This is a genomic window from Bradyrhizobium sp. dw_78 (assembly GCF_018449525.1).
Taxonomy (GTDB): domain Bacteria; phylum Pseudomonadota; class Alphaproteobacteria; order Rhizobiales; family Xanthobacteraceae; genus Bradyrhizobium.
In genome coordinates this window covers 434,458-456,881 of the sequence record NZ_JAAVUS010000001.1, presented here as the reverse complement: position 1 = coordinate 456,881, position 22,424 = coordinate 434,458, and the positions used below count along the sequence as shown (strand labels likewise).

23 protein-coding genes are annotated in these 22,424 nt (G+C 60.8%); 11 read left to right on the top strand and 12 right to left on the bottom strand.

All coding sequences use genetic code 11. From position 1 onward, the window contains the following. Window positions 1–57: 57 nt before the first annotated feature. The 3 genes from HB630_RS02110 to HB630_RS02100 all read right to left on the bottom strand — a co-directional run bounded on the left by HB630_RS02110 (window position 58) and on the right by HB630_RS02100 (window position 2,947). On the bottom strand, window positions 58–1,071 hold the full coding sequence (locus HB630_RS02110; protein ID WP_213769756.1) for an ABC transporter substrate-binding protein: 1,014 nt from the start codon (window positions 1,069–1,071) through the stop codon (window positions 58–60). A 10-nt stretch (window positions 1,072–1,081) separates the two neighbouring features. Continuing rightward, complete coding sequence (locus HB630_RS02105) at window positions 1,082–1,855, bottom strand: ABC transporter ATP-binding protein (protein ID WP_213769755.1); 774 nt, start codon at window positions 1,853–1,855, stop codon at window positions 1,082–1,084. 270 nt (window positions 1,856–2,125) lie between these two features. Then, complete coding sequence (locus HB630_RS02100; RefSeq protein ID WP_213769754.1) at window positions 2,126–2,947, bottom strand: aspartate dehydrogenase; 822 nt, start codon at window positions 2,945–2,947, stop codon at window positions 2,126–2,128. 146 nt (window positions 2,948–3,093) lie between these two features. Between HB630_RS02100 and gcvA the strand changes: the two genes are divergently transcribed. The 4 genes from gcvA to nadC all read left to right on the top strand — a co-directional run bounded on the left by gcvA (window position 3,094) and on the right by nadC (window position 7,012). Next, on the top strand, window positions 3,094–4,047 hold the full coding sequence (gene gcvA / locus HB630_RS02095) for a transcriptional regulator GcvA (protein ID WP_213769752.1): 954 nt from the start codon (window positions 3,094–3,096) through the stop codon (window positions 4,045–4,047). A gap of 35 nt (window positions 4,048–4,082) precedes the next feature. After that, window positions 4,083–5,048 carry a hypothetical protein gene (locus tag HB630_RS02090; protein ID WP_213769750.1) on the top strand — a complete coding sequence of 322 codons (966 nt, stop codon included), beginning with the start codon at window positions 4,083–4,085 and terminating at the stop codon, window positions 5,046–5,048. Window positions 5,049–5,100: 52 nt separating this feature from the next. Continuing rightward, entirely contained in the window at window positions 5,101–6,084 is a 984-nt protein-coding gene (gene nadA / locus HB630_RS02085) for a quinolinate synthase NadA (protein WP_213769749.1), read from the top strand. Between the two features lie 76 nt (window positions 6,085–6,160). Beyond that, the gene (gene nadC, locus HB630_RS02080) at window positions 6,161–7,012 is read left to right on the top strand and encodes a carboxylating nicotinate-nucleotide diphosphorylase (RefSeq protein WP_213769747.1); all 852 of its coding nucleotides are present in this window, start codon (window positions 6,161–6,163) and stop codon (window positions 7,010–7,012) included. Window positions 7,013–7,096: 84 nt separating this feature from the next. Here nadC and HB630_RS02075 read toward each other — a convergent pair whose 3' ends face one another. Then, entirely contained in the window at window positions 7,097–8,083 is a 987-nt protein-coding gene (locus HB630_RS02075) for an ABC transporter substrate-binding protein (RefSeq protein ID WP_213769746.1), read from the bottom strand. 285 nt (window positions 8,084–8,368) lie between these two features. Here HB630_RS02075 and HB630_RS02070 point away from each other — a divergent pair, with 285 nt between their 5' ends. Both HB630_RS02070 and HB630_RS02065 read left to right on the top strand, forming a co-directional pair. After that, on the top strand, window positions 8,369–9,157 hold the full coding sequence (locus HB630_RS02070; RefSeq protein WP_249780599.1) for an ABC transporter ATP-binding protein: 789 nt from the start codon (window positions 8,369–8,371) through the stop codon (window positions 9,155–9,157). 2 nt (window positions 9,158–9,159) lie between these two features. Beyond that, entirely contained in the window at window positions 9,160–9,915 is a 756-nt protein-coding gene (locus HB630_RS02065) for an ABC transporter permease (RefSeq protein WP_213769744.1), read from the top strand. 1 nt (window position 9,916) lies between these two features. Here the strand turns inward: HB630_RS02065 and HB630_RS02060 are convergent, their stop codons facing one another. Further along, window positions 9,917–10,906, bottom strand: coding sequence for a LysR family transcriptional regulator (locus HB630_RS02060; RefSeq protein ID WP_213769743.1), 990 nt, complete (start codon window positions 10,904–10,906; stop codon window positions 9,917–9,919). 216 nt (window positions 10,907–11,122) lie between these two features. Between HB630_RS02060 and HB630_RS02055 the strand changes: the two genes are divergently transcribed. From HB630_RS02055 to HB630_RS02045, 3 genes are read left to right on the top strand one after another with little or no spacing between them, the layout of a single operon-like run. Next, on the top strand, window positions 11,123–11,992 hold the full coding sequence (locus tag HB630_RS02055; protein ID WP_346656018.1) for a Rieske (2Fe-2S) protein: 870 nt from the start codon (window positions 11,123–11,125) through the stop codon (window positions 11,990–11,992). Beyond that, complete coding sequence (locus HB630_RS02050; protein ID WP_213769742.1) at window positions 11,989–12,855, top strand: aromatic ring-hydroxylating dioxygenase subunit alpha; 867 nt, start codon at window positions 11,989–11,991, stop codon at window positions 12,853–12,855. The genes HB630_RS02055 and HB630_RS02050 overlap by 4 nt, the downstream gene beginning before the upstream one ends. An 18-nt stretch (window positions 12,856–12,873) precedes the next feature. Continuing rightward, window positions 12,874–13,512 (top strand): glutathione S-transferase family protein, encoded by a 639-nt coding sequence (locus tag HB630_RS02045; protein ID WP_213769741.1) that lies wholly within the window; start codon window positions 12,874–12,876, stop codon window positions 13,510–13,512. 40 nt (window positions 13,513–13,552) lie between these two features. Here HB630_RS02045 and HB630_RS02040 read toward each other — a convergent pair whose 3' ends face one another. The 5 genes from HB630_RS02040 to HB630_RS02020 are packed head-to-tail and all read right to left on the bottom strand — an operon-like array spanning window position 13,553 to window position 18,417. Then, complete coding sequence (locus HB630_RS02040; protein WP_213769740.1) at window positions 13,553–15,088, bottom strand: amidohydrolase family protein; 1,536 nt, start codon at window positions 15,086–15,088, stop codon at window positions 13,553–13,555. Between the two features lies 1 nt (window position 15,089). Then, window positions 15,090–15,320 carry a hypothetical protein gene (locus tag HB630_RS02035; RefSeq protein WP_213769739.1) on the bottom strand — a complete coding sequence of 77 codons (231 nt, stop codon included), beginning with the start codon at window positions 15,318–15,320 and terminating at the stop codon, window positions 15,090–15,092. An 8-nt stretch (window positions 15,321–15,328) separates the two neighbouring features. Continuing rightward, window positions 15,329–15,808: an aromatic-ring-hydroxylating dioxygenase subunit beta gene (locus HB630_RS02030; RefSeq protein ID WP_213769738.1), complete on the bottom strand. Its 480-nt coding sequence runs from the start codon at window positions 15,806–15,808 to the stop codon at window positions 15,329–15,331. Between the two features lie 3 nt (window positions 15,809–15,811). Continuing rightward, entirely contained in the window at window positions 15,812–16,978 is a 1,167-nt protein-coding gene (locus HB630_RS02025) for an aromatic ring-hydroxylating dioxygenase subunit alpha (protein WP_213769737.1), read from the bottom strand. After that, on the bottom strand, window positions 16,975–18,417 hold the full coding sequence (locus HB630_RS02020) for an MmgE/PrpD family protein (RefSeq protein ID WP_346656039.1): 1,443 nt from the start codon (window positions 18,415–18,417) through the stop codon (window positions 16,975–16,977). Before HB630_RS02020 ends, HB630_RS02025 begins: the two co-directional genes overlap by 4 nt. A 240-nt stretch (window positions 18,418–18,657) precedes the next feature. On the opposite strand from HB630_RS02020, the gene HB630_RS02015 reads away from it, so the two are divergent. Both HB630_RS02015 and HB630_RS02010 read left to right on the top strand, forming a co-directional pair. Next, entirely contained in the window at window positions 18,658–19,089 is a 432-nt protein-coding gene (locus HB630_RS02015; RefSeq protein ID WP_213769735.1) for a VOC family protein, read from the top strand. A gap of 4 nt (window positions 19,090–19,093) precedes the next feature. After that, complete coding sequence (locus HB630_RS02010) at window positions 19,094–19,933, top strand: alpha/beta hydrolase (RefSeq protein WP_213769734.1); 840 nt, start codon at window positions 19,094–19,096, stop codon at window positions 19,931–19,933. A 192-nt stretch (window positions 19,934–20,125) separates the two neighbouring features. Here HB630_RS02010 and HB630_RS02005 read toward each other — a convergent pair whose 3' ends face one another. Beyond that, complete coding sequence (locus tag HB630_RS02005; protein WP_213769733.1) at window positions 20,126–21,610, bottom strand: UbiD family decarboxylase; 1,485 nt, start codon at window positions 21,608–21,610, stop codon at window positions 20,126–20,128. A 45-nt stretch (window positions 21,611–21,655) separates the two neighbouring features. After that, entirely contained in the window at window positions 21,656–22,423 is a 768-nt protein-coding gene (locus HB630_RS02000) for an ABC transporter permease (protein ID WP_213769732.1), read from the bottom strand. Window position 22,424: the final 1 nt, after the last annotated feature.

Sequence of the window (22,424 nt, the reverse complement as noted above, 5' to 3'; positions counted from 1 at the left end):
GTACGAACAGGAACAGCGACGCAGCTTTCCTGCTGGTTGTTTGGAGCCAATCAACCATCATTTGAGGCGCTTAACCGCGTCCTGGTAAAGCGACTGGTCGAACGATGATTTATCGGCCGCTTTGGCGAGGCTGCCCTGCGCCACGAAAAGTTGCTGGGCGAAATCCAGGCTTGCTACGTCAGCATCCTCGAATTCACCGTGGAAGCTGATCGGCCAGGTCTTCGCATAGGCCGCCGCCTCCTCATCCGAAAGCTTGAGAAGCTGAGCCATCAGGGACGACACCAGGGCAGGATCGGATGCGCCGGTTCGGATGCCATCAACGATCGATGCCACAAACGCCACCACGTCATCCCGGCGCTCCTTTATCATGCGATCTTGCGCGACGCCGACCCCCAGCGGGGGGATCGCATGCGGACCGGCTATCTTCGCCCATTCCACCCGCTGGTCAGCCAGGGATCGCAGTCCAAGCCTCTCGCCATACTGCACGAACGACACTTCCCGCAGCAGCGCCGCGTCGATGTCACCCTGGACCAGGAGCTGGATGAGGCGTGCTTCGCCGCCGCCGGCAACCTTGTACGAATTTGTCTCCAGCCCATAACTGCGCGATAGAAATGCGGTGGTGTAGGCATAACCGGCGCTACCGACCGGCGCCGTGCCCACGGTTTTCCCACGAAGGTCCGCGATCTCCTTTATTTCGGCGCGCTTTGTCACGAGCCGCCCGTCAGCCGCCTGCGTGGCGAGAATGATCTTGATCGGCCTTTGCCGCGCCGCCAGGTCCAGCGCTCCAGGGCCGGCGACGCTGAAGGCGACATCAATGCGATCCGTGGCTAATGCGACGGTATTGCCATTGACGTCCGCGAAACTCACCAACTCATAGTTGAGCCCGTATTTCTCGAAAATCTTCTGCCGCTTGAGAAGCTCGATCAAGGCAAGCTGCACACCCGTTGCCCAATAACCGATCCGTATCGGCGGCCCGCCCTCTTTTGCGCGGACGACGGAAGCGAACGGCATGCCGGAAGCCACCAATGCACCGGTGGCGATCTTCAACGCATTGCGGCGGGACGGGCGCATGAAATTTCCTTCAATCGCTTGATTTCAGACTGTTGTCCTTCAGCGCCTCAAGGAGTTCCTCCGCCTTTTTTTTATTTCGCGTTCCCAGTTGAACTTCGATCGCTCCACCTAGTAACGGGTTTCGTAAAATGAACGCACGATCCGCGAGATAGGCCGCTTCTTCCACATTGTGCGTTACCAGCAAGACCGAAAAGCCATGCCGCTCGCGAAGCGCAAGCAGCAGTTCGTACATTTCAGATCTGGTCTGCGGATCCAGCTTCGCAAAGGACTCATCGAGAAGCAGCAACGGCGCCTGCAGGGCAAGGGCGCGCGCGAGCGCCACCCGCGAACGCATTCCACCCGACAGCTGCCAGGGATAGCGATCCGCGGCATCCTGCAAACCCACCTGGGCGAGCAGGGACATGGCGGCCTCGCGGCGATTTCGACGCTCCAGGCCGAGCCGCTCAAGCGACAACTGGACGTTCTTCACCGCGCTCCGCCAGGGCAGGAGGCGATCTTCCTGAAACACACAGGCGAACTTGGGACCATCGCCTTCGGGGGCCAGCGGAAAAAGCAGCGATCCCTTGCTGGGTTCGACAAGGCCGGAAATCACGTTGAGCAGCGTGGTTTTGCCGGCTCCGGATTTGCCAAGAACCGCCACGATCTCTCCCGCATTGATGGACATCGAGAGATTTTGCAGAACCCACGGTCTCGGGGACGAAGGCTCCCCTTTGTAGGCGACAAAGAGGTTGCGAACCTCCAACGCCGCAGACTTCGAGAATTTATTTTCAAGCTGGGCCAGCATGCTAGACGTCTCTTCTACGCGACAGGCGCGGATTGACATCTAATAATCTGTGCTTGGAATCGATCTCTTCATCCTTCAATTCGCCGTTCATGCGGCGACCGTTCTGTAAATCGCTGGTCAAGTCAACGCCGGACTTCAAGCAGCTTTGCATTTCTGTCGAGCCTCACCAACATACGTTGCTTGCATCACTCTGCTCGGTACTTGAGCGACGTGCTCTTATACAAATCGTCGCACGCCGGCCGCCAAGTCATCGTCGATTCAACCTCTGCGTCATGTCCCCACGCGCAGTGCGCTATGCCGCTTGCGCAGATATGCGATCACGGACAACGCGGTGATCAGCCCGGTCTTTGGATTTTCCGACGGGATGTTTTCGATCGCCATTGAAAAGCGAGCAGAGTCGGAATCGACTTCAATACGATGCATGTTGCGCGATACCGACGGATCGGCCCATATCTCGAGCTTGGTTCGATCCGCGCCGATCCCCGCGAGCGACAACGCCACAGCGACGTTCAAATTCGCCGGGAATCCCTTGGCGGCCTCACGCGCCGTTCCATCGAAAATCTTCAGAGGCTCCGTGATGTTTTCGATGTCGATCTTGTGTTCGAGAATATAGGGCGCGCCGGCTAATCCCCTGACCGGCTTGCGCGTCACCATCCGAACCGAATGGATCGTCCCTTCCGCCGCCGCCGTTACCGCATCGAGCCCGATCAATGCGCCGGTGGGCACCACGATCTGGCCACCGTTCCGCTTGGCGAGGTCAATAAGTTCGTCGTGCTCGAGCAATGCCCCCGCACTCAGGACGATCGCCGTCTTTCCCTTGCTGACGAATGGTCCGACGATGGAGGGAAGCAGCGAGCTTGGCGCGCACTCGATGACAATGTCGGCAACTTCCGAGAGGCTTTCGATCGGCAAAATAGCCGGGGCGTTGGTCAGGCCGGCAAGAAAGCCGCGGTGCTTCTCCGGGTTCTGCACCGAGAGCGCCGCCAGAGCCAGTCCGTCGATACCCCGGTCCAGCGCCTGAACGACCTTGGCGCCAATCGCTCCCAGACCGACGACGGCAACACGCGTGCCCTTTGATGACCGAGTCGTCATTATATTACCACTTGCCTCCGCATCGCCGATGACCCGAACAAGAGCGTAAGTCCGACTGTCACAAACCTACAAACGACTAAAATTGACGGACATATTATTATTTCTCATGTATGAACAGGACAGCCTGATTCAACGATGAACGAGCGATGGGACAATTCCTGAAACGTAAGCTGCCACCGATGACGAGCCTGCGCGGCTTCGAAGCGGCAGCCCGCCACATGTCCTTCAGCGACGCCGCAAACGAACTCCAGCTGACGCAAGGGGCGATCAGCCGGCAGATCAAGTCGCTCGAGGACTATTTGAACTTCCCGCTGTTCATCCGCAAAACCCGCCAGGTTGCATTGACCCCGGCCGGCAGCGAATTGTTCCATGTGGTTCGCGACGCGCTCGATCAAATCGAGCACGCGACGTCCCAGGTTCGAAGGAAATCCAGATCCAAGACATTCGTGATCTCGGTGCTTCCGACCCTCGCATCGACATGGATCATGCCGCGGCTTCACACGCTGACGGAAGCGCGAAGCGATATCGATCTGCGAATCGTCACATCGATCGAGCCGGTCGATCTCGCAAACGACCGGATCGACATTGCATTGAGAGTCGGCCGCCTGCCCGGCCGCTCATACGACATAAAACAGCCCCGGATCGAGCTTGAGATGGTCAATGAATGGGATGGCGTAGCCGCCGACGAGTTGTTCCCGGATGTCCTCGTTCCGATCTGTTCGCCAACCCTTCTGCGGGGCAAGACAATCCGGAAAGCCAGCGATCTCCTGGCCTATCCTCTCATCCATACCTCCAGCCGGCGCTTCGCCTGGCCGGACTGGCTGCGCGCCCACGGCGTGGCCGCGCCGGAGAAAAAGAAATTCGAATTCGGCCATTTTTTCATGTCGCTCGAAGCGGCGCTGCGCGGCCAGGGCATCGCGATCATTCCGCAGGTGCTGCTTTCACTTCACAAGGACGCCGATCGCCTGATCAGGCTTTTCAAACCGTCGATCGCCAGCGCTGGCGCATATTATCTGCTGATTCACGAATCCAAAGCGAAGTTGCACGGCGTTCAGGCATTGCGAAAGTGGATATTGTCGGAGGCTGAAGCTTTGCGCTGAAGCGTTCGTTTGACGACATCAAACCCAAGGCAGAAATGGATCCACGTCCAACAACATCTTCAGCCGAACACGACATCGCAGCCGACCTGGTTGCCGTGCTGGTCGCCGTCACCTCTGGCGACCCCCGCGTTCTGACGATTCAAGATCAGCGCGCCCTGCCCTCCGGGCCGTTCGAACTCGCCCATCGGTCGCTGCAATCCGGATTGCGGGCGTGGGTCGAGCGGCAAACCCGGCTGCCGCTCGGTTATGTCGAACAACTCTACACCTTCGCCGACCGCGATCGCGCCGACGCCACCGGAAAACACGTCATTTCCATCAGCTATCTCGGCCTGACGCGAGAGCAACCGGCGCTCGGCGAACACGAGGCACGCTGGCGCTGCTGGTATGACTATTTTCCCTGGGAGGATCATCGCGCCGGCCCGCCGCCGCTGATCGAGCAAGCCCTGCGGCCCGGCCTCAGGGCCTGGATTGCCGCAGCGTCCGACCGGGCGGCGCAGCGCGGCCGCCGGCAGCGCGCAGCCATGCTTTTCGGCCTCGAAGACCACGCCTGGAACGAGGAACTGGTTCTGCAGCGCTACGAACTGCTTTACGAGGCGAAGCTGATCCCCGAAGCCCACCGCGGAAATTCCCAGGCTTTCGAATTGGGCGATACCGTTCGACCGGCCGCGCCCGGCAAACCCATGATGCTCGATCACCGCAGGATACTGGCGACCGGTATCGCCAGGCTGCGGGCCAAGATCAAATACCATCCCGTGGTGTTTGAGTTGATGCCGGACACATTCACGCTACTGCAATTGCAACGCTGTGTTGAGGCGCTGGCGGGAAGACAGGTCCACAAGCCGAATTTTCGCCGCCTGATCGAGCAGCAGGAACTCGTTGAGGAGACAGGCGAAACCAGCCAGGAGGCCGGCGGACGTCCGGCTAAATTGTTCCGTTTTCGCCGGACTGTGCTCGCGGAGCGCGCCATCTCGGGAACCAAGCTTCCCATTTCGGGCGCTTGACAACGCTTATACTCAATTCCAGTATAACTTATGCTCTCTAGGAGTATAAGTGATGCTGACGACACTGGAACCGCCGCCTTCGGACCGTCTCTACGCCAAGGTGCGGAATGCGATCCCCGCCATCGAATGGCCGATGTTCGCGAACGACATCGACGCCATCATGGCGTTGAAGAAGCGCCGCAACGCCGTCATCCTGGCCCACAATTATCAGTCGCCGGAAATTTTCCACTGCGTGGCGGACATTGTCGGCGACAGCCTCGCTTTGGCCCGCGAGGCGATGCAGGTGGAAGCCGACGTCATCGTGCTCGCCGGCGTCCACTTCATGGCCGAGACGGCGAAACTGCTCAATCCGGCAAAGACGGTGTTGATTCCCGATCGCGGCGCCGGCTGCTCCCTGGCGGACTCCATTACGCCCGAGGACGTGAAACTGCTGCGGCAAAAATATCCCGGCGTTCCGATCGTCACCTATGTAAACACCTCGGCGGCAGTGAAAGCCGAATCCGATATCTGCTGCACCTCGGGCAACGCCAAGGCGGTCATCGAGTCGCTCGGCGTCGAGCGCGTGATCATGCTGCCCGACGAATATCTGGCGAGGAACGTTGCGGCCGAAACCAAGGTCAAGGTGATCGCATGGACCGGTCATTGCGAGGTGCACGAGCGCTTCAGCGCCGAAGAAGTGCGCCAATTGCGCCAGGATCATTCCGGCATCGTCGTGCTGGCGCATCCGGAATGCCCGCCGGACGTGCTGTCGGAGGCCGATTTCGCCGGTTCGACGGCGGCCATGTCATCCTACGTCGCCGACCGGCGGCCGCCGCGGGTCGTGCTTCTGACGGAATGTTCGATGAGCGACAACGTCGCCCTTCAATATCCCGACCTCGAATTCATCCGTCCCTGCAATCTCTGTCCGCATATGAAGAAGATCACGCTCGGCAACATCCGCAGCGCGCTGGAAACGATGCAGCAGGAAGTCACGATCGATGAACGTATCATGCGGCCGGCGCGCCTTTCAGTCGAACGGATGCTGGCGGTGAAATGACAGCATTCCACGAGATCGATGGCGCTCCCGGGATAATCGCCCCGCGGATGCGGCGGCTTGATGCAAAGGAAACGCGATGACGCCCGCCCCCCTTCCAGGCATCATGATCGAAGCGCCGGTTCGGATGGCCCTGCTCGAAGATCTTGGCCGCGCCGGCGATCTCACGACCGACGCGATCGTGCCGCGCGACCGCAACGCCACGACATCCCTGGTTGCGCGCCAGCCGGGAATCGTCGCCGGGCTCGATCTGGCCCGGACGACCTTTCAATTGATCGATCCGTCGATCAAGATGCGCGTCGAGCGGGCCGATGGCTCCGCCGTCGCGCCGGGCGATGTGATCGCCACCGTCTCCGGTCCCGCGCGGGGCATTTTGACGGCAGAACGGGTCGCGCTGAACTTCCTGTGCCGCTTGAGCGGAATCGCCACCGCGACGTCGTCCGTGGTTGCGGCGGTTCGGGACTACAAGACCAGGATCGTCTGCACGCGGAAGACGACGCCGGGCCTGCGCATGATCGAAAAATACGCGGTGCGTGTCGGCGGCGGCGGCAACCATCGGTTCGGCCTCGACGATGCCGTCCTGATCAAGGACAACCATGTCGCCATCGCCGGCAGCGTCACCGAGGCACTGAAGCGGGCGAAAAATGGCGTGGGCCATCTGGTCAAGATCGAGCTTGAAGTCGATACGCTCGATCAGTTGCGCGAGGCGCTCGATATCGGCGTCGATGCCGTGCTGCTCGACAACATGAGTCCGGCCACGCTCGCGGAAGCCGTCGCGATGGTCGCCGGCCGCGCGGTGACGGAAGCCTCCGGCCGCATCACGCCCGCCACCGCGCCACCGATCGCCGCCACCGGCGTCGACTTGATATCAATCGGGTGGCTGACCCATAGCGTCGGGATTCTCGATATCGGGCTCGATTTCAAGGACTGAGCTAAGCCAAGAACCGGGCGATGCAACTGACAAGGGCGGCGGCAGAAGGACATAGCTTCCGCCGCCGCCCCGGAAAGCCGGCTTCTATTTGAGAAGCGATCTGTCGATGACACTCTCGGGATCAATCTTGTTCTCGGGATACCCTTGCGAAAGCGCAACCCACTTCCAGGTATCCGCAACAAGCTTGGGATCGAAAGCGCCAAAACCCGTCCGCTTGGAGATTTCATTGTCGACCAGCGGCTTCATCGCTTCGATCTCGATGGTGTTGGTCTCGGCATCCGTATCCGGCGCCAGTTCGTGGACATCCTTGCCGGCCTGCTCCGGATGAGCCAGCGCGAACTCGACGCTCTTCTTGAACGCGCTAACAAATTTCTTTGCAACCTCCGGGCGCTCCTTGATGATCTTTTCCGAAGCCAGCAGCGACCAGTTGTAGCCCGACAGCCCGAACTCGGACCACGGAATCGCCTTCAGCTTGACGCCGGACTCTGCGGCGAGCTTGCTGTACAGCGGCACACTGGTCACCCACGAGATCACCGCATCCACCTTGCTCGCCGCGAGCATGGGGCCCAGCGCATTGTTGTCGACCTTGAGGAATTTCACGTTGTCCGGATCAAGGCCGTTGTTCTTGGCCATCACCGGCCACACCTGGTTCGAACCGGAGAACGTCGCGGTCGCCAGCGTTTTCTTGTCCAGATCCTTGATCGAATCGATGCCGGTGCCCACACGCGCCACGATCGCGTCGGGCGACTTGCTATAGATCGCCAGGACGGCCTTCGCCGGAACGGGAGCGTTGGCGGCGGCATTCATCACCGAACTGAGCGAGGCGGCGCCGAAATCGTCCGTCCCGGCGGCGACGCGGGCGACGGCATCGGAGCCGCCACGGCCGATATCGATCGTGACGTCGAGCCCCTCCTGCTTGAAGAAGCCTTCCTTGATGCCGACATGCGCAAAGCCGATATAGCCCGCCGGGAACCAGTCCAGCACGAATTTTACCCTATCGTCTGCCTTCGCGGCCGTAGAGGCGACCAAAATCATCGCCGCGACCGCGGCGCTTTTTCCGAAGATGTTCACCACCAGCTCCTTCTGTAAAAGGTATTCAGAGCAATCCTAGCGATCGCATCGGAAGCCTGGATGCAGATCATAACGCCGCAGGTTCCGGAATCCTGATTCAATAGAGTTGAGGCGCAGGTTCAGATTTTGTGACGCTGTGGCGACCTAAAATCGATTGCAAGGCATATGGGCCTGTTCGACACTGGCCGTATGATCCATCGTTCAATCAGCCCGGGCGTTGCTACGTCTCTGAGCGCGCCAGGATATGCGCAGCCCGCGTCAACCCAAGCCCCGGATGCCACGGTTTTGCGCATTTCCACTCCGTCCGCCCTCCGATTCCAGCACGTCACCCATACGTTCATCTCCAGCGACCGCTCGGCGATCACCGCGCTGTCGGATGTCAATCTCGAGGTCGGGCGGACCGAGTTCGTCTCCATCATCGGAGCGTCGGGCTGCGGAAAATCGACCATATTGCGGCTGGCATCCGGCCTGCTTGCCCCTTCAAGCGGTGAAGTCAGCGTGTTCGGGCTCAAGGTCACCGAGCCGCGCAACGATATTGCCCTCGTCTTTCAACGGCCGACGCTGTTGCCCTGGCTGAACATCGCGGACAACGTCACTTTCCCCGAAAGGCACACCACGGGCCGCGTAACGCGCGAAACGGCGGATCGCGCTCTTCAGATTCTGGATGTCGTCGGCCTTCGTGATTTCGCGCAGAAGAAGCCGTCCGAACTTTCCGGAGGCATGCAGCAGCGCGTCGCGATCGCCCGCGCGTTGCTTCAAGATCCCGACATTCTCCTGATGGATGAACCTTTTTCGGCGCTCGACGCGCTGACCCGTGACGAACTCTCGGTCGAACTGCTCGGCATTCTCGACAAGCGCCCGAAAACGGTGATTTTCGTGACGCATTCGATCCAGGAGGCGTTGCTGCTCTCGGATCGAATCGTCGTGATGTCTCCGCGTCCCGGCAAGGTCATGGAAACCATCACCGTTCCCCTGGCACGACCGCGGGGATTGGACTCGATGCTCGATCCGCTGTTCAGCGAAATGGCCAATGAGATCAGGTCCAAGGTGTTCACGAGAAGCGGGAAAGCCTGACCATGCGGCTTTCCCGTTTTGCTCCGGCATTGACCCTGATTTCCGCGCTGCTGGCGTGGCAAGCGATATGCGTCGTCTTCTCGGTGCCGGCCTACATCCTGCCGCGTCCAAGCCAGGTCGTCATGGCCGCCACCGAAGTCCCGATCTGGACCTGGCTCGACAATATCGGCGCAACGCTGGAGATCGTGCTGGCGGGCTTCTGCATTTCGTTCGCGATCGCCATTCCGCTGGCGATGTTGCTGGTTAATTCGCCGCTGCTGTCGAGCACCATCGTGCCGCTGCTGGTGGTCATTCAGTCGACGCCGATCGTCGCCATCGCTCCGATCCTCGTGGTCTCGCTGGGCGCGGGAGCGCTTCCCCGCACCGTCATCACCTGCCTGATCACGTTTTTCCCGCTCGTCATCGCGACCGCGGCCGGGCTGCGCTCGGCACCGGCCGAACTCATCGAGCTGTCGGAATCGCTCAAGGCGCCGCGCTTCAGGCAATATACCCAGATCAGGCTGCCCTACGCCGTGCCTCATATCATCGGCGCTGCGAAGGTCGCGGTGACGCTCGCCGTCATCGGTGCGGTGGTGGCGGAATTCGTGGCAGCCGACAAAGGCCTAGGCTACATGATCCTGAACTACACTGCGGTGTTCAAGCTCGGGCGCGCTTTTTTCGCGCTTATCGTTCTGCTTTGCATTTCGCTGAGCTTGTACCAGGTGGTGGCGTTGATCGAGCGGACGTTCTTTTCCTGGAGCCTGCCCGAAAGGCGCTGATTCATTGCGCGTAGCCGTTCAGATTGAACTGACGAACGATCTTGATCGATTGTTCGATGAAGTCGTCGCTGATTTTTGACGGGCGCCGCCGGTAAGGCCGCGCGGCGACGAGATGTGATGGACGGGTATGGCCGGCAAGCGGCCGATAGACGATTTCACGCCGGTCCGGAATGCAGAAATTGAGCAGCGAATAGCCAAATCCGTTCGCAACCAGACTACGAACCATTTCGGCCGACGGGGCTTTCAGCGCGATGTTGGGCTGGACGCCGAGATCGCCGAACACCGACAGGAAATAGTCGCGGGTCTTCGGTATGTCGAGAAGAATGAAAGGCTCTTTCGCGAGCGAGGTGAGCGGAATGGTCGCGCTACCGGCCAGCGGATGCGCCTCGGGCAGAACGCATTGCGCCGGCGCCGCCTGCAGCAATGTGGTGTGGAAGTTCGGAGACATCTCGAAGTCGAGAACGAAGATCACGTCCAGCGCGCCATCTTCCAGCTTCTGCATGAGACCCGCATGCACATCGGTTTGCCAGACGATCTCCACCTGGGGAAAGCGGGCTCTGAAACTCCGCACCAGCGGCGGAACGATGTTCGGAGCGATATCACCCAGGCATCCCAACGCGATGCGGTTGCGAAACCGCCGCGCGCGGCTCGACCTGACCGACTCGATTTCCTTGACCCTGCCGACGATATCGCGGGCCTCGAGAAGAAGATGATGACCGGCCTCCGTCAAGGTGAGGCCGCGGGCATGGCGCCTTACAAAGAGCTGCTCTCCCAGGATCTGCTCAAGACTGGAAATGGCGCCGGAAATCGCGGGAGGCGACACGTTTAATTGCTCGGCCGCCCGCAAAGCGCTCTCGTTTTCCGCGGCCGCCGAAAAATAGATCAGATGCCGAAGCGTAATCCGTGGAATGCCGAGTCCGCTCTCGGATTCGGACACGCCGGAGATATCGTCGCCAAAGGCCTGCCCAAATGACTGCACCATATTTCCCATTTGACGTCCCCTTGAAACGGCAATGCGCGTCCATCGGCAAGCATATTCAGCAATTATCGTGCCATGCGCTTGATTTATTGGTCTAATTCCGCATGTGTTCAGAAAAACTTACTCAAGGGTCGATGATCCCGATTTGCTTCCGATCGCCGCGCGCTCCTATGTTTGAACCTCGATTCCGGTACGCTGAACGATTGCTGAGCGATATGAGCACAAGACGTGAGCAGTGACGCATCGACGCTGACATTGCGTAATCCGTGGTCCTGGTACCCCGTCGTGGCAACCAAAGATCTGGAACGCGGAACACTTGCACCGGTGGTATTGAACGGTGAACGGCTCGTGGTCTGGCGTTCCGCCGCTGGAAGGGCAAGCGCCTGGAGCGATCGCTGCCCGCATCGGGGAATGCGGCTCTCATTCGGGGCCGTCCATCAGGAGACGCTGATCTGCCCGTACCACGGCTGGACATTTGCGGATGACGCCTACTGCGTCCGCATTCCGGCCCACCCAGGCGTCGCCCCCTCGCGCGCCGCACGGGCTCGCGTCTATCCAACAGCGGAAGCCGACGGATATGTGTGGGTTTGCCTCGGCGAGCCCTCGACCGCGGCGCCGTCGGCACAACCGGGATATCGAGCCGTCCGCACGCTTCACTTTTCACATCCGCTGGAGGATGTCGTCGCTGCCTTCATGACCATTCCGCTGCAGCTTGAAACCGGTCGCGCGGTGTCCCTGCCGACGGAAATCGAGTGGACGCGGAAGGCCGACGGCCCGTCAGTCGCGGAACGCACGATTGCCAGTTCGGCAGCGCTGTGGGCCGAGTTCGAGGCTCCGGGCATGATCGTTTGCGAGGCGCGCAGGGATGGCGAAAATTTCTCGTACTTCATTCGGCTGCAACCGACCGAATCCGGATCATGCGCGGTACACGCGGCGTGGCCCGGATCCGACAGCCTGTCCTTTAACCGTGCATTGATCCGGTTTCGCAACGACCTTCAGCAGCCTGAGATCGCATCCCGGCTGCGTGACATGCGGCATAAATTGCACGAACTGATGCCAGTGCATCTGGCTGGCCTGATCCAGGGAGAGGCGCCTTGACCCGCACCACCGACCTTGTCGCGTTGAACGACTGGTATGTCGTCGCCTTTACATCCGAAATTCCAAAAGGCCATTCCGAGACGACGGTGCTTCTCGGTCAGAGCCTCGTCATTTATCGCGGATGGGACGGTGAATTCCAATGCGCGCTGGCGCATGGCGACGGTCATCCGCCTCCTCTTGTGCGCCAGAAATATGGATTCCTCTGGGTGTCGCTCGGCCGGCCCGACCATGACATCGTGTCCGTTCCCGAATTCTCCGAGCACGAACGCCGTTTCATTCACCGCGGCCGCATCGGCGTTCCTTCCTCCGGGCAGCGCGTCATCGAAAACTTTTTCGATCTATCGCATTTCTCGTTCGTGCATACCGGCACCCTCGGCGGATACGAGTCGGCCGAAGTGCCGAAATATTCGGTCGAGTTTCGCGAACAGGAACGCGAGTTGTGGGCCGTGGGCTGCAGCTTCGTTCAGCCCAAGGCCTCGGCGGCGGCCGGAGCGGCCAGCACGATCTACTACGACTACCGCATTCCGTCGCCGTTCATCTCGATCATCTACAAGGACTCGCTGGTGCGGCCGGGCAGGAAAGACCTGATCGGCTTGTTCATCCAGCCGCACGACGAGGAGAGCTGTACGGTCCACTCCTTTGCGCTTGTCCACGACGAACAGAACGTCTCCACCCACATCCTGCATTTCTATCACGAGATATTCGCGCAGGATCGCTCGATCCTGCTGCATCAGACCCCGAAGAAATTGCCGGTAAGCCCGCGTCGCGAGATCCCGACCATTTCGGACGCCAGTTCGATCGCCTACCGGCGTTGGCTGGACAGGTCCGGATTGCAGTTCGGCCTCGACCGTGCGTCGGCGTAAAGCTATCTGCATCCCCACATGATCCAGTTGTACGACTACATCCTCTCGGCCGAATGTTACAAGGTTCGCCTTTTATGCGCGTTGCTCGGCGTTAAATTCCAGCCGATCAAAGTCAACGTGCATCCCGGGGGCGACCATCTCAAGCCGGAGTTCGCCCTGATCAATCCGCGCAGGACCATTCCGGTCCTGCAGGATGGCGCGCACCGGATTTGTGACACCAACACCATCCTGATTCACATCGCCCGCCGCCACGACCCATCGGAACAATGGCTGCCGCGCGACGAGAACATGTTCGACGACACCCTCGGCTGGCTCGGATTCGCCGCCAAGGAGCTGGACCTGTTGCAATCGCTGCGCATGAATTCCATCACCGCAGCCGGCAGTGCGTCCAGGACGGAGATGGAACAGGCCCACGCGGCCCTGACGATCGTCGAGGATCATCTGGCGGAGGGCGAACTCGAACGGCGGCACTGGCTGGTCGGGAAATCGCCCACGATTGCCGACATCGCCGTTTTTCCGCCCACGATCCTGGCTCCCGACGGCGGCGTTCCGCTGGAACGCTATCCGGCGCTCTGGCGCTGGTTCGACCGCGTCAAGAAGCTTCACGGTTTCATCGTCATGCCGGGCATCTTTCCGAATTTAAGCGGCGTCGTCTGACGCACTCGCATATGCGAATCGCCACGGCAACGGTCCCGCGTCAATTCGCCGGCGGCTTCAAAGACCTTGCATCGAATCCCAGCGGCTCGTCAGCGACACGCCGCGCGACCGCGGCATATCCTCTCCCGAACCCGGCGGCCTTGCGCCAGACGTCTTCAAGATCGCGCTGCATCCGGTCGCGGGTTTGATCAAGCTCTCTGCAAAGCGACGCTTCGTCGACCAGCGCGGATTTTCTCTCCTTGACGACCCACGTCCCTCTGACCATGACATGCGAAACGCCGCTCCCAGGCTCGCCATAGACGAGTTGACGCACCGCGCTGTTGAACGGCCGCCACGCCGGACCGCGGACATCGATAAAAGCCAGGTTGGCCCGATAGCCCGGCGCGATGCGCCCCACCTCATCCTGCAAGCCCAGCAGGCGTGCTCCTCCTACGGTCGCGGCCCGGAAAGCCTCGGATGCCGCGGATTCATCATCGGCGGCCGACTGCATGGCCCGGATCAACGCGAAAGTCTTCATCGCCTGAAAGATGTTCTGTGCGTCACTGGCGCTGCTATTGTCGCAGCCGAGGCCGATCGTCATCCCTTCGTCGGAATATCCGCGGATCGGCGCGAACCCGTTCATCAGCTTGAGATTGGTCACGGTATTTGCGGCCAGCCCGACGCCGGCCTCGGCCAGCTGCCGGATTTCGTCCGGCGCGATCCAGACCCCATGCGCGATCGTCAGCCGCGCGCCCGCAATACCGAGACGCGCCAGCCGCCGTACCGCCGAACCGCTGTCCGCAGCCAGGCTGTGGCGCGCCAGGACGGCCTCGCTCCGGGTCTCATAGAGATGCGTATAGATCCGCAGGCCGGTCTCCGCCGAATGGTCCGCCGTCCACCGCAGAGCATCGTCCGAACATATCTGCAGCTGCACGGGACCAAGCGCCCAAGAGAGCCGCGGCGCGGAAACGTGCTTGAAGATGGACTTCAACTTCTCCGCAACGGGCTCGAAATCGACACCGCCTCCCAATGCGGCCAGTTCGGACGCGGAGAAGCATTCTTCCGCAAATGGAATCCCGGCCACGCCGGGCAGATCGCTGAATTGCGGCGCGATCACCGCCTCGATCCCGGTCTGCGAATACGCGTCAACGACCGCCTCGGCATGTTCCTGCTTGAAGTCCACCAGGGTGACCATGTCCTGGATGGTCGTCATTCCGCCGAGCAGGCATTCGATGCCATGCGCGCGGGTCCGAAGCGCGATCTCTTCCGCACCACGCGATGGCCAGTTGAACGGAAATGCGATCATCCCCCAGGACTCGAGAGATTTCTGCTCGAACAGGCCACGCAGCAGCATATCGTGCGAATGACAATGCGCGTTGACGAAGCCTGGCGTGATGAGATGGCCGCGCGCATCGAACGGCTGCGCCGAACGACCGCGCGCATGCGCCTCCCCTCCGAGCGCGACGATCCTGCCCTGCTCCACGAGAATGTCCGTTACCGGCGGCCGGTGCAATTCCCCGTACGGATCGAGAACGCGGGCCCCGCTGATCAGGAGCGAACCGTGGCCCTGCGCGGTATCGACGCCAGTCCAGTTCATGTCAGCACACGTCGTCTGCCCTTGGATTGGGATCCATGTAGCGAGCAAGCTCCTGCTCCGTCGCCGTCGTCAGGCTCGCGAGCATGAAAGCATCAAGATAGATGCGGAGATCGGAGGACAGATCCTCGATGCAAAGCCTCGGATCGTTCCCGGACCTGTCGATCGTCAGCTTGACCTGCGCAAACTCGTTTGTGACATACCAGGCTTCGGCCTTGCCGTTGGGCTCTGTCATCGCGTACCTCAGATCAGGAACGGCGTGCTCTCCAGCACTTCGCCGTTCCGCAGCAGGTTGACTTTCTTGCGCCGGATGGACCACGGGTCCTTGCGGGTATCGAACGAAAATTCGCAGAACGCGGTATGGACGGTCTGCCGCTTGCGTGCCAGTTCGACCAGCAGCATCATGCAGGTCACTTCGAGCGCGCCACTGGCTTGATCCTCGGAGAGAATCCTCACATTGGATATCAGCCGGTGAACGCGCGACGCCGGGTCCTGCGCGAAGGCAAACCCGGACCGCAGGCGTTTCACCCTTTTGGCCATCGACTCCTTGTCGTCATGGATGATCGAGACGTGGCGTGACGGGTCGATATCGTCGCGTCCGGCCGGCACCCAGTAAACGGCGTCGTCGGAGAAGAGGTCCATCCACTGCTCGAACATCTGGCTGTCGAGCAGGCGCGCTTCCATGTACAGGAAGTCTTCGACTTGGCTTCGGGATATGCTCATGGATTACTCGGCAGCCATAAGCGACGAGGCGGCCGCCATCATATGGCGCTTCCAGTTTTGATACATGCCGCGGTGCTGCGTCTCGTCCGACATCGCGCCGGTCATATAGCCGCCCTTGACCTCTTCGCGGTCCAGCCCGCGGGCGAAAACCAGCCATTCCACGGCGCCGCTCTGTAGACCTTCCTGCGTACGCTCGAAGATTTCGAGATCGTCGGTAAAGAACGTGCCGGCGGCGCCGAACTCCAGCTCCTGGTCGCGCATGCGCTTGATATTGACTTCTTCCGGAACGCCGGAAAGCCGAACGACATTGGTGTAGATTTCGGTCCGGTCGACGGCGATCGGCCGCACCGTCCTGATCTGACTGCGCAGCACGATCAGGTTCGGAAAGATCACCAGGTTGAAGCCCCCGGAAAGGCCGGCGTCAGCCGGCATCGGCCCCCAATCCGTATGGTCGGTGACGCCATGACCGTCCATCGCGATCACGCAGCCGACGCCCTGCCGGTAGATTTTCATCGCTTCTGGCGTCACCGCGCTCAGGTGGAGCGCGCCGACGTGGTACGGATCGACCCCGTTCTCAAGCTGGTATTTCCAGTTGCCGTTATAGCCGCACTTCTGGACTCCCTCGAACAGCTCGATTTTCCCCGAGGCCGAAACCGCGGCATAGGCGTCGAGAAAGCGCGTGATGCCGCCGAGATATTCCTCCAGCGACGGCCCATCTTCCGTCATGCAGCCGAAGACGAAGCCCTGATATTGGGCCACGCGCGCCACCTTCGCCAGGCCCAGCCTGTCCCGGTCGAAGGTTGACCCGTAACCTTGCGGCATCGGCACGCCGACCAGCTTTCCGGAATTGTCGTAGGTCCATGAATGATACGGGCAGCGGAAATGCTTGCTGTTGCCGTATTCGTGCTGACAAACGATGGGGCCGCGGTGACGGCAGCGGTTGATGAGCAGCGTGATCTCACCGTCGGAAAGCCTTGAAAGAATGACGGGGTTGCGCCCGATGAACGTCGTCTTGTAGTCGCCCGGCTCGGGAATCTCCGCGACATGACCGACATATACCCAGCATTTGTTGAAGATGTATTCCATCTCCAGATCGAAGATCTTGGGATCGGTATATACTGAGCGATGGATCAGATCGTTCTGGATCAATTCATCGATATTGGGAATCATGCGGCAACTCCGTTCGTGCCTTGTGCAAAAAGAGCCGGCAAAGCGCGGATGTCGAGCTCCTGTTCGGCCGTCATGACGCGCCCGGCAAACTCCTCGCCCCGCTCCGGGGAAAGCCCACGTGCCGACAACGCGACATTCCGGCGAAACTTCGCAATCCCCTGCTCGGCCGACAGCGGCCGTTCCGGATGTCCCATCGGCAGACGCACCACGTTTCGTAAACGCCGCTGGTCCGCCGTGACAATTTCGACGATTCCCTCTTCGAGGCTTCCGGGCTTCGACAGATCAGGCGAAAGCCGGTAGCTCGTCCGCGCCGCCACCTGCAAGGCTTCGGGCTGCAACCTGCCCGGCGTCTGAAAATCTTCCAGCCGAACGCGGCCATTGGCGATGGTCTTTGCCACGACGAATGGGATGCTGTTCATGGCTGCCGATGCGCTGGGCGGATGCTGGCGGATATCGAGCGGCTCGCACATCGCCTGCCCCCAGCTTCCGACATGAAGAATGACTTCGGAAATATCGTCCGGCCTGAGTCCGTGCTCGCGGACCAAATTCGACGCGGCTTCCGCGAATGAATGTCCGACAAGCGTGCCGGGGGCGGTCTTGAAGCAACGGTTGAGCGAAGCGAATTCGGAACCGAGACGGTCCGCCAATCCGGCGCGATCGTAGCGGCCGCCATAATAGGCCTGAAACAATCCGGCCGAACCGGTAAGCGGCCGCCCTTCCGCCGTCACCCCGCACGCCGCCATCAGGGCGCTCTGCAATCCCCCCTGGTTGCTGAAGCCGGCATAAAGCGATTTCCCCATGCTCTGGGCGGCATGCACGACCATTTCCTCGGTTCCAGCCGCGTGCATCAGCGCAAGACCGAGCGCGTTTCGCATCTTGCTCCCGTCAAGCCGAAGCAAGCGGCCGCAAGCCAGCGCCGCGCTGAAATATCCAAAGATCTGACTGGACAGCAGTGTCGGCAGGCCCGCCCCGAAGAACGGAGCGATCGCGCGGGCAAGGCGTGACTGGATTTCGCAGCCGATCGTCACGGCGACGATCAGATCGCGCCCGCTGATCGGCTCCGGGACGTATTCGGCAACCGCGAGCACGGCCGGGACCACGTGAACGGAAACATGGATTTGGGGAAAGGGAATAATGTCGTCGTAATCCAGACCTCGGGTATGGACCGCGTTGACGAGGGCCGCCAAGGCCGGTTCGCAGCGTTCCCCGGTCGACCACACCGTCGATACGCCCCGGCTTTGGAATAGCCGCGCGTAAGACAGCATGGTCTCGGCCCCCTCGCCGAACCGCGCACCGACGAACGCCACCCCTAACGTGTCTAGAATCGACAGCTTGGCCTGCGCAACGACTTCTGGGGACAAATCCTCGAAACGCAAATTCACGGCAAAATCGCACAGCGCGATGTCCGCTGGCGGATCGTCCGATCTCGGGGAAGTCACGGCCAAAAGGGAACTCGCGGGTGCATTACGCGCGGCAGGAGCGCTCCAGCGAATTAGAGACAAGCATGGCTTGCGTCGCAATTCGGATCGGCTGCCTGCTGCGTCAGTTTTCCTGAAGCTGCACGACAGGTTCCAGCTGACCGACCCTCCCTGCTTCAGAAAACCTGACCTTGCGTCCAGATCATCATTATTTCTAACAGCCGGCACGGCATGATTTTGATGATGAGGGAGCAGCTTCACATGACCATACCGGCGCGCTTTGTAGGCATCGATCACGTGGTATTCCGCGTCACCAGCGTCGAGCGCACGGTTACGTTCTACAACGATGTCCTGGGCCTGCGCGTCGAGCGCATCTTCGACAAGATCGGTCTGCACCAGGTCCGCTGCGGCAATAACCTGATCGATCTGATCGGGCTGAAGGCCGGCGAAACGCTGCCGCCGCCGCAATCGCGCGGCATCGAGCATCTCTGTCTCAGTGTGGAAGCAGACCTCGATGAGCTGGTGGAATACCTGAAAGCGAAAGGGTATCCGCCATTCATGGGACCGATGGAGGTCTACGGCGCCCGCGGCTTCGGAACGTCCGTCTATATTCGCGACCCCGATGGCTACGAGATCGAACTCAAGGTCGGTTACGCGCGAACCCCCGTACGCTTCCCTCCGCCGGCGGGGTAGACCCGTGGCATCGAAAATCCTTTCGCTTCATAACGACACGCTGAAACTGCGATGCGTCATGTGGGGCCATGAAGCCGCGCCGGCCGTCATGATGCTGCATGGCCTGCGCGCCTATGGTCACTGGTTCGACGATTTTGCCATACCTGCCTCCCGTCATTTCCGTCTGATCGCGCCGGATCAGCGCGGACGGGGAGGCTCGGATTGGGCCGCCGACGGCCGCTACGATACCGACAGCTACGTCGCCGACATGCTGGCGATAGCTGACGCGCTGGGCCTGCATCGGTTCGCCATCATCGGGCATTCGATGGGCGGCACCAATGCGATCAATTTCGCCGCCCGCTACCCCGAGCGGGTCACCGCGCTGGTCATCGTCGACAGCGCCCCCGAACTCGATCCGATCGGCTTGCAGCGCATCGCGCGCGAGACATCCGAAATGCCGTCGTCGTTTTCGTCACGTAAGGAGGCACGCAACTATCTGCGAACACTGCATCGTCGCGCATCGGACTCCAGCATCGCGACGCGCCTTGAGTGGGCCCTGGAGGAATCCGGCGGGACGTATCGCTGGAGAATAGATCCGGCGATCTTTCCGCTCAAACCCGACAGCCCGCAGCGATCCTGGGACGCCCTTGCCGCGATCAAATGTCCGACGCTGGTGGTTCGCGCCGGCGAATCCGATCTGGTGACATCGGAGTGCGCGAACCGGATGATTCAGGCCATCGCGACCGGATCTGGCGTGGAGATTGCCGGCGCAGGACATATGGTCCTCGAAGACAACCCGGAGGGTTTTGCCGCGGCTGCCCTTCCATTTCTCATGCAGACAGCCGCGGATTTATCTTCCCGTTGAAGACGCCTGCAAAGGCAACTGCTTTGTCGGGCAATCGCTGACCGGCTGGGCGGCATCTCGTGGGACGACGCCAAGAGCGCATCCTCTGCTTACGCAGACCTGCGCTCCCGGCGATTTTGACACGGCTTCATTCGCCATCAACCCTTGTCGTCCGGCGAACTTCGGTTCTGATTGAATCAGAACCGAAAAACGCTAGCCGAGCCCATATTCCGCCCAGCGATCCAGCACGAGTTTCTCGTCTTCCGAAGAGGGGACCACGGTCGGCGGAAATCGCTCGTTATTCCATTCCGGACGGCGCTTGAAAGTCCAGTTGCGCGTCGCATCGATCAGCACCCGGTTCCAGGTGCCGGAGCCGAGTTGCTCGACATCGCGTTCTTCCAGCGGGGTGCTGGGATCGAGCGCGTGGCCGAACGTCTCCGGGAAGATGACGATGCCGCCGTGACCGGCATTGACCCGGTAGGCGATCGACCAATCCATCTGCTGGTAGGAGGTCACGTCGATGTCGTGCTCGAACACGAACACATGCTTGTAGCGGCCCTGCCCCGCGCTGTTCCCCCACAACGCCGCGGCGATCTGCTTGGGCTGCCCCTGATACTGCTTCTTGATCTTGATGTAGATGTTGATGCCGCAGGTGACCGGGTCCGCATAGACGTCGAGCACGCCGGGAATACCGGCCGCCTTCAGGATGTTCCAGGCGATACCGGCGCGCTGCGCGGAGGAAATGACGGCATTTTCGCTGTAGGATCCCGGCATGTTGCCTTCCTGCGTCCCGCGCAGGATCGGATCGTTGCGATGGGTGACGCAGGTGACGGCGATCGTCGGCCGTGGCGTCGGAAGGTCGGATACGTAGCCGGTAAATTCCGCGAACGGCCCTTCGGTCTCGTAACTCGCGGGGTCCGGATCGATGAACCCCTCGATGACGATCTCCGCGCTGGCCGGGACTTCGAGATCGACGGTCTCGCATTTGACGACCGGCACCGGCTCGTCGCGATAGGCGCCAAGGACGTCGAACTCGCACACGCCGGCCGGCAACGGACTGCCCGCCAGAAAGCCCATGATCGGGTCCCAGCCGATCACGCAGGCCACCGGCATCTTCTCGCCCCGCTCCGCATATTTCGCGAAATGCTGGCCCCAATGCTGACCGCCCTTGATCAAGAGCGTTGGGATGGAGTTCTTCTTGCCCACCATTCCCCGGTAGATGCCGACGTTCTGGACGCGGGTGTCCGGATCGCGCGTGACGATGCAGGCATAGGTGTTGATGTAGCGTCCGCCTTCGAGATAGTGCCACTTCGGCACCGGGAATTCGAGAAGATCGATCTCGTCGCCGCGCAGGATATTTTCCTTGACCGGACCGGTCGGCACCAGAACGGGCGGAATGCGTTCGGTGTTCTTTCGCATCACATATTGAACGATCTCGCTGTTGGTGGCGTCTTTCGGAAAGCCCAGCGCGAGCGCGAGCCGCTTGCGGGTTCCGATACCGCCCGAGAAGACCTTGCGGCCACGCGCCGAGGCGTAATCCTTGATGTTCTCGAACAGAAGCGCTGGCCCCTCTCGCTCGAGGACTTTCCTGGAGATCGTGCCGATTTCGCGGTCCCAGTTGACCTCGGCCTTGATGCGCCGCACCTCCCCTTCGCGATCGAGAAGATCAATCCATTGTCTAAGGTCCATGCAGCCCATTTTATTTTTCCTTGAGTTCATTCAGGTTGAGCAAGACGCGAACGGTTACGCCGCTCGCCAGGGAAGAAGCCAGCGCTCGATCTCATCGAGCAGAAGCGTGAAGACGAAGCCGAGGAAGGCGATCATGAACAGGCCGACATACATCGTTTCCACGTCCATCAACTGCCAGGCATTCCAGATCATGTAGCCGAGGCCGCTGTCGGCCCCGACCATCTCGGCGATCGAGATCAATATCAGCCCCATGCCGATCCCGAGTTTCACGCCGGTGATGATGAAAGGCGCAGCGCCGGGAAGCGCGATGGTCCGGAAGGTCTTCCACCGGCCGGCGCCGAAATTCGTTCCGACATCGAAGTAGATTTTCGAAATCTGCAGGACGCCGGTCACAGTATTCATGATGACCGGATAGAACACGCCCATCGCAACCATGGCGATTTTCGAACTCTCGCCAAGGCCAAAAATCAGCAGCACGAGCGGCAGCAGCGCGCTTTTCGGTATCGGGTAAGTCGAGGCGATCAGCGGCTCGATGAACAGCCGGATCGGCCGCGATAGCCCCATGACGATTCCGAGCAGCAGGCCCGGCACGCCGCCGATGATGAATCCCAAAAGCAGGCGGCGCAGGCTGACGCCGACGTTAAGCCACAAATCGCCGGTGCGGGCGAGCTTCACAAACGTCACCGCGATGCTCGACGGTGCCGGAAAAAACTGCGCGCTGATCCAGTGAAAACGAACCAGCAGTTCCCACACGATCAGCAGGAGGATGGGCGAGAGGACGCCGATCAGCCGGTCCCCGTGGCGTTCCAGCAGCGGCTTCATC

Coding starts and splice junctions, on each gene's coding strand:
- HB630_RS02030 (WP_213769738.1), bottom strand. CDS start 15,808: ATGAGCATATCCCGAAGCCAAGTCGAAGACTTCCTGTACATGGAAGCG.
- HB630_RS02105 (WP_213769755.1), bottom strand. CDS start 1,855: ATGCTGGCCCAGCTTGAAAATAAATTCTCGAAGTCTGCGGCGTTGGAG.
- gcvA (WP_213769752.1), top strand. CDS start 3,094: ATGGGACAATTCCTGAAACGTAAGCTGCCACCGATGACGAGCCTGCGC.
- HB630_RS02040 (WP_213769740.1), bottom strand. CDS start 15,088: ATGAACTGGACTGGCGTCGATACCGCGCAGGGCCACGGTTCGCTCCTG.
- HB630_RS02025 (WP_213769737.1), bottom strand. CDS start 16,978: ATGATTCCCAATATCGATGAATTGATCCAGAACGATCTGATCCATCGC.
- HB630_RS02090 (WP_213769750.1), top strand. CDS start 4,083: ATGGATCCACGTCCAACAACATCTTCAGCCGAACACGACATCGCAGCC.
- HB630_RS02000 (WP_213769732.1), bottom strand. CDS start 22,423: ATGAAGCCGCTGCTGGAACGCCACGGGGACCGGCTGATCGGCGTCCTC.
- HB630_RS02035 (WP_213769739.1), bottom strand. CDS start 15,320: ATGACAGAGCCCAACGGCAAGGCCGAAGCCTGGTATGTCACAAACGAG.
- HB630_RS02060 (WP_213769743.1), bottom strand. CDS start 10,906: ATGGGAAATATGGTGCAGTCATTTGGGCAGGCCTTTGGCGACGATATC.
- HB630_RS02015 (WP_213769735.1), top strand. CDS start 18,658: ATGACCATACCGGCGCGCTTTGTAGGCATCGATCACGTGGTATTCCGC.
- HB630_RS02065 (WP_213769744.1), top strand. CDS start 9,160: ATGCGGCTTTCCCGTTTTGCTCCGGCATTGACCCTGATTTCCGCGCTG.
- HB630_RS02045 (WP_213769741.1), top strand. CDS start 12,874: ATGATCCAGTTGTACGACTACATCCTCTCGGCCGAATGTTACAAGGTT.
- nadA (WP_213769749.1), top strand. CDS start 5,101: ATGCTGACGACACTGGAACCGCCGCCTTCGGACCGTCTCTACGCCAAG.
- HB630_RS02100 (WP_213769754.1), bottom strand. CDS start 2,947: ATGACGACTCGGTCATCAAAGGGCACGCGTGTTGCCGTCGTCGGTCTG.
- HB630_RS02005 (WP_213769733.1), bottom strand. CDS start 21,610: ATGGGCTGCATGGACCTTAGACAATGGATTGATCTTCTCGATCGCGAA.
- HB630_RS02110 (WP_213769756.1), bottom strand. CDS start 1,071: ATGCGCCCGTCCCGCCGCAATGCGTTGAAGATCGCCACCGGTGCATTG.
- nadC (WP_213769747.1), top strand. CDS start 6,161: ATGACGCCCGCCCCCCTTCCAGGCATCATGATCGAAGCGCCGGTTCGG.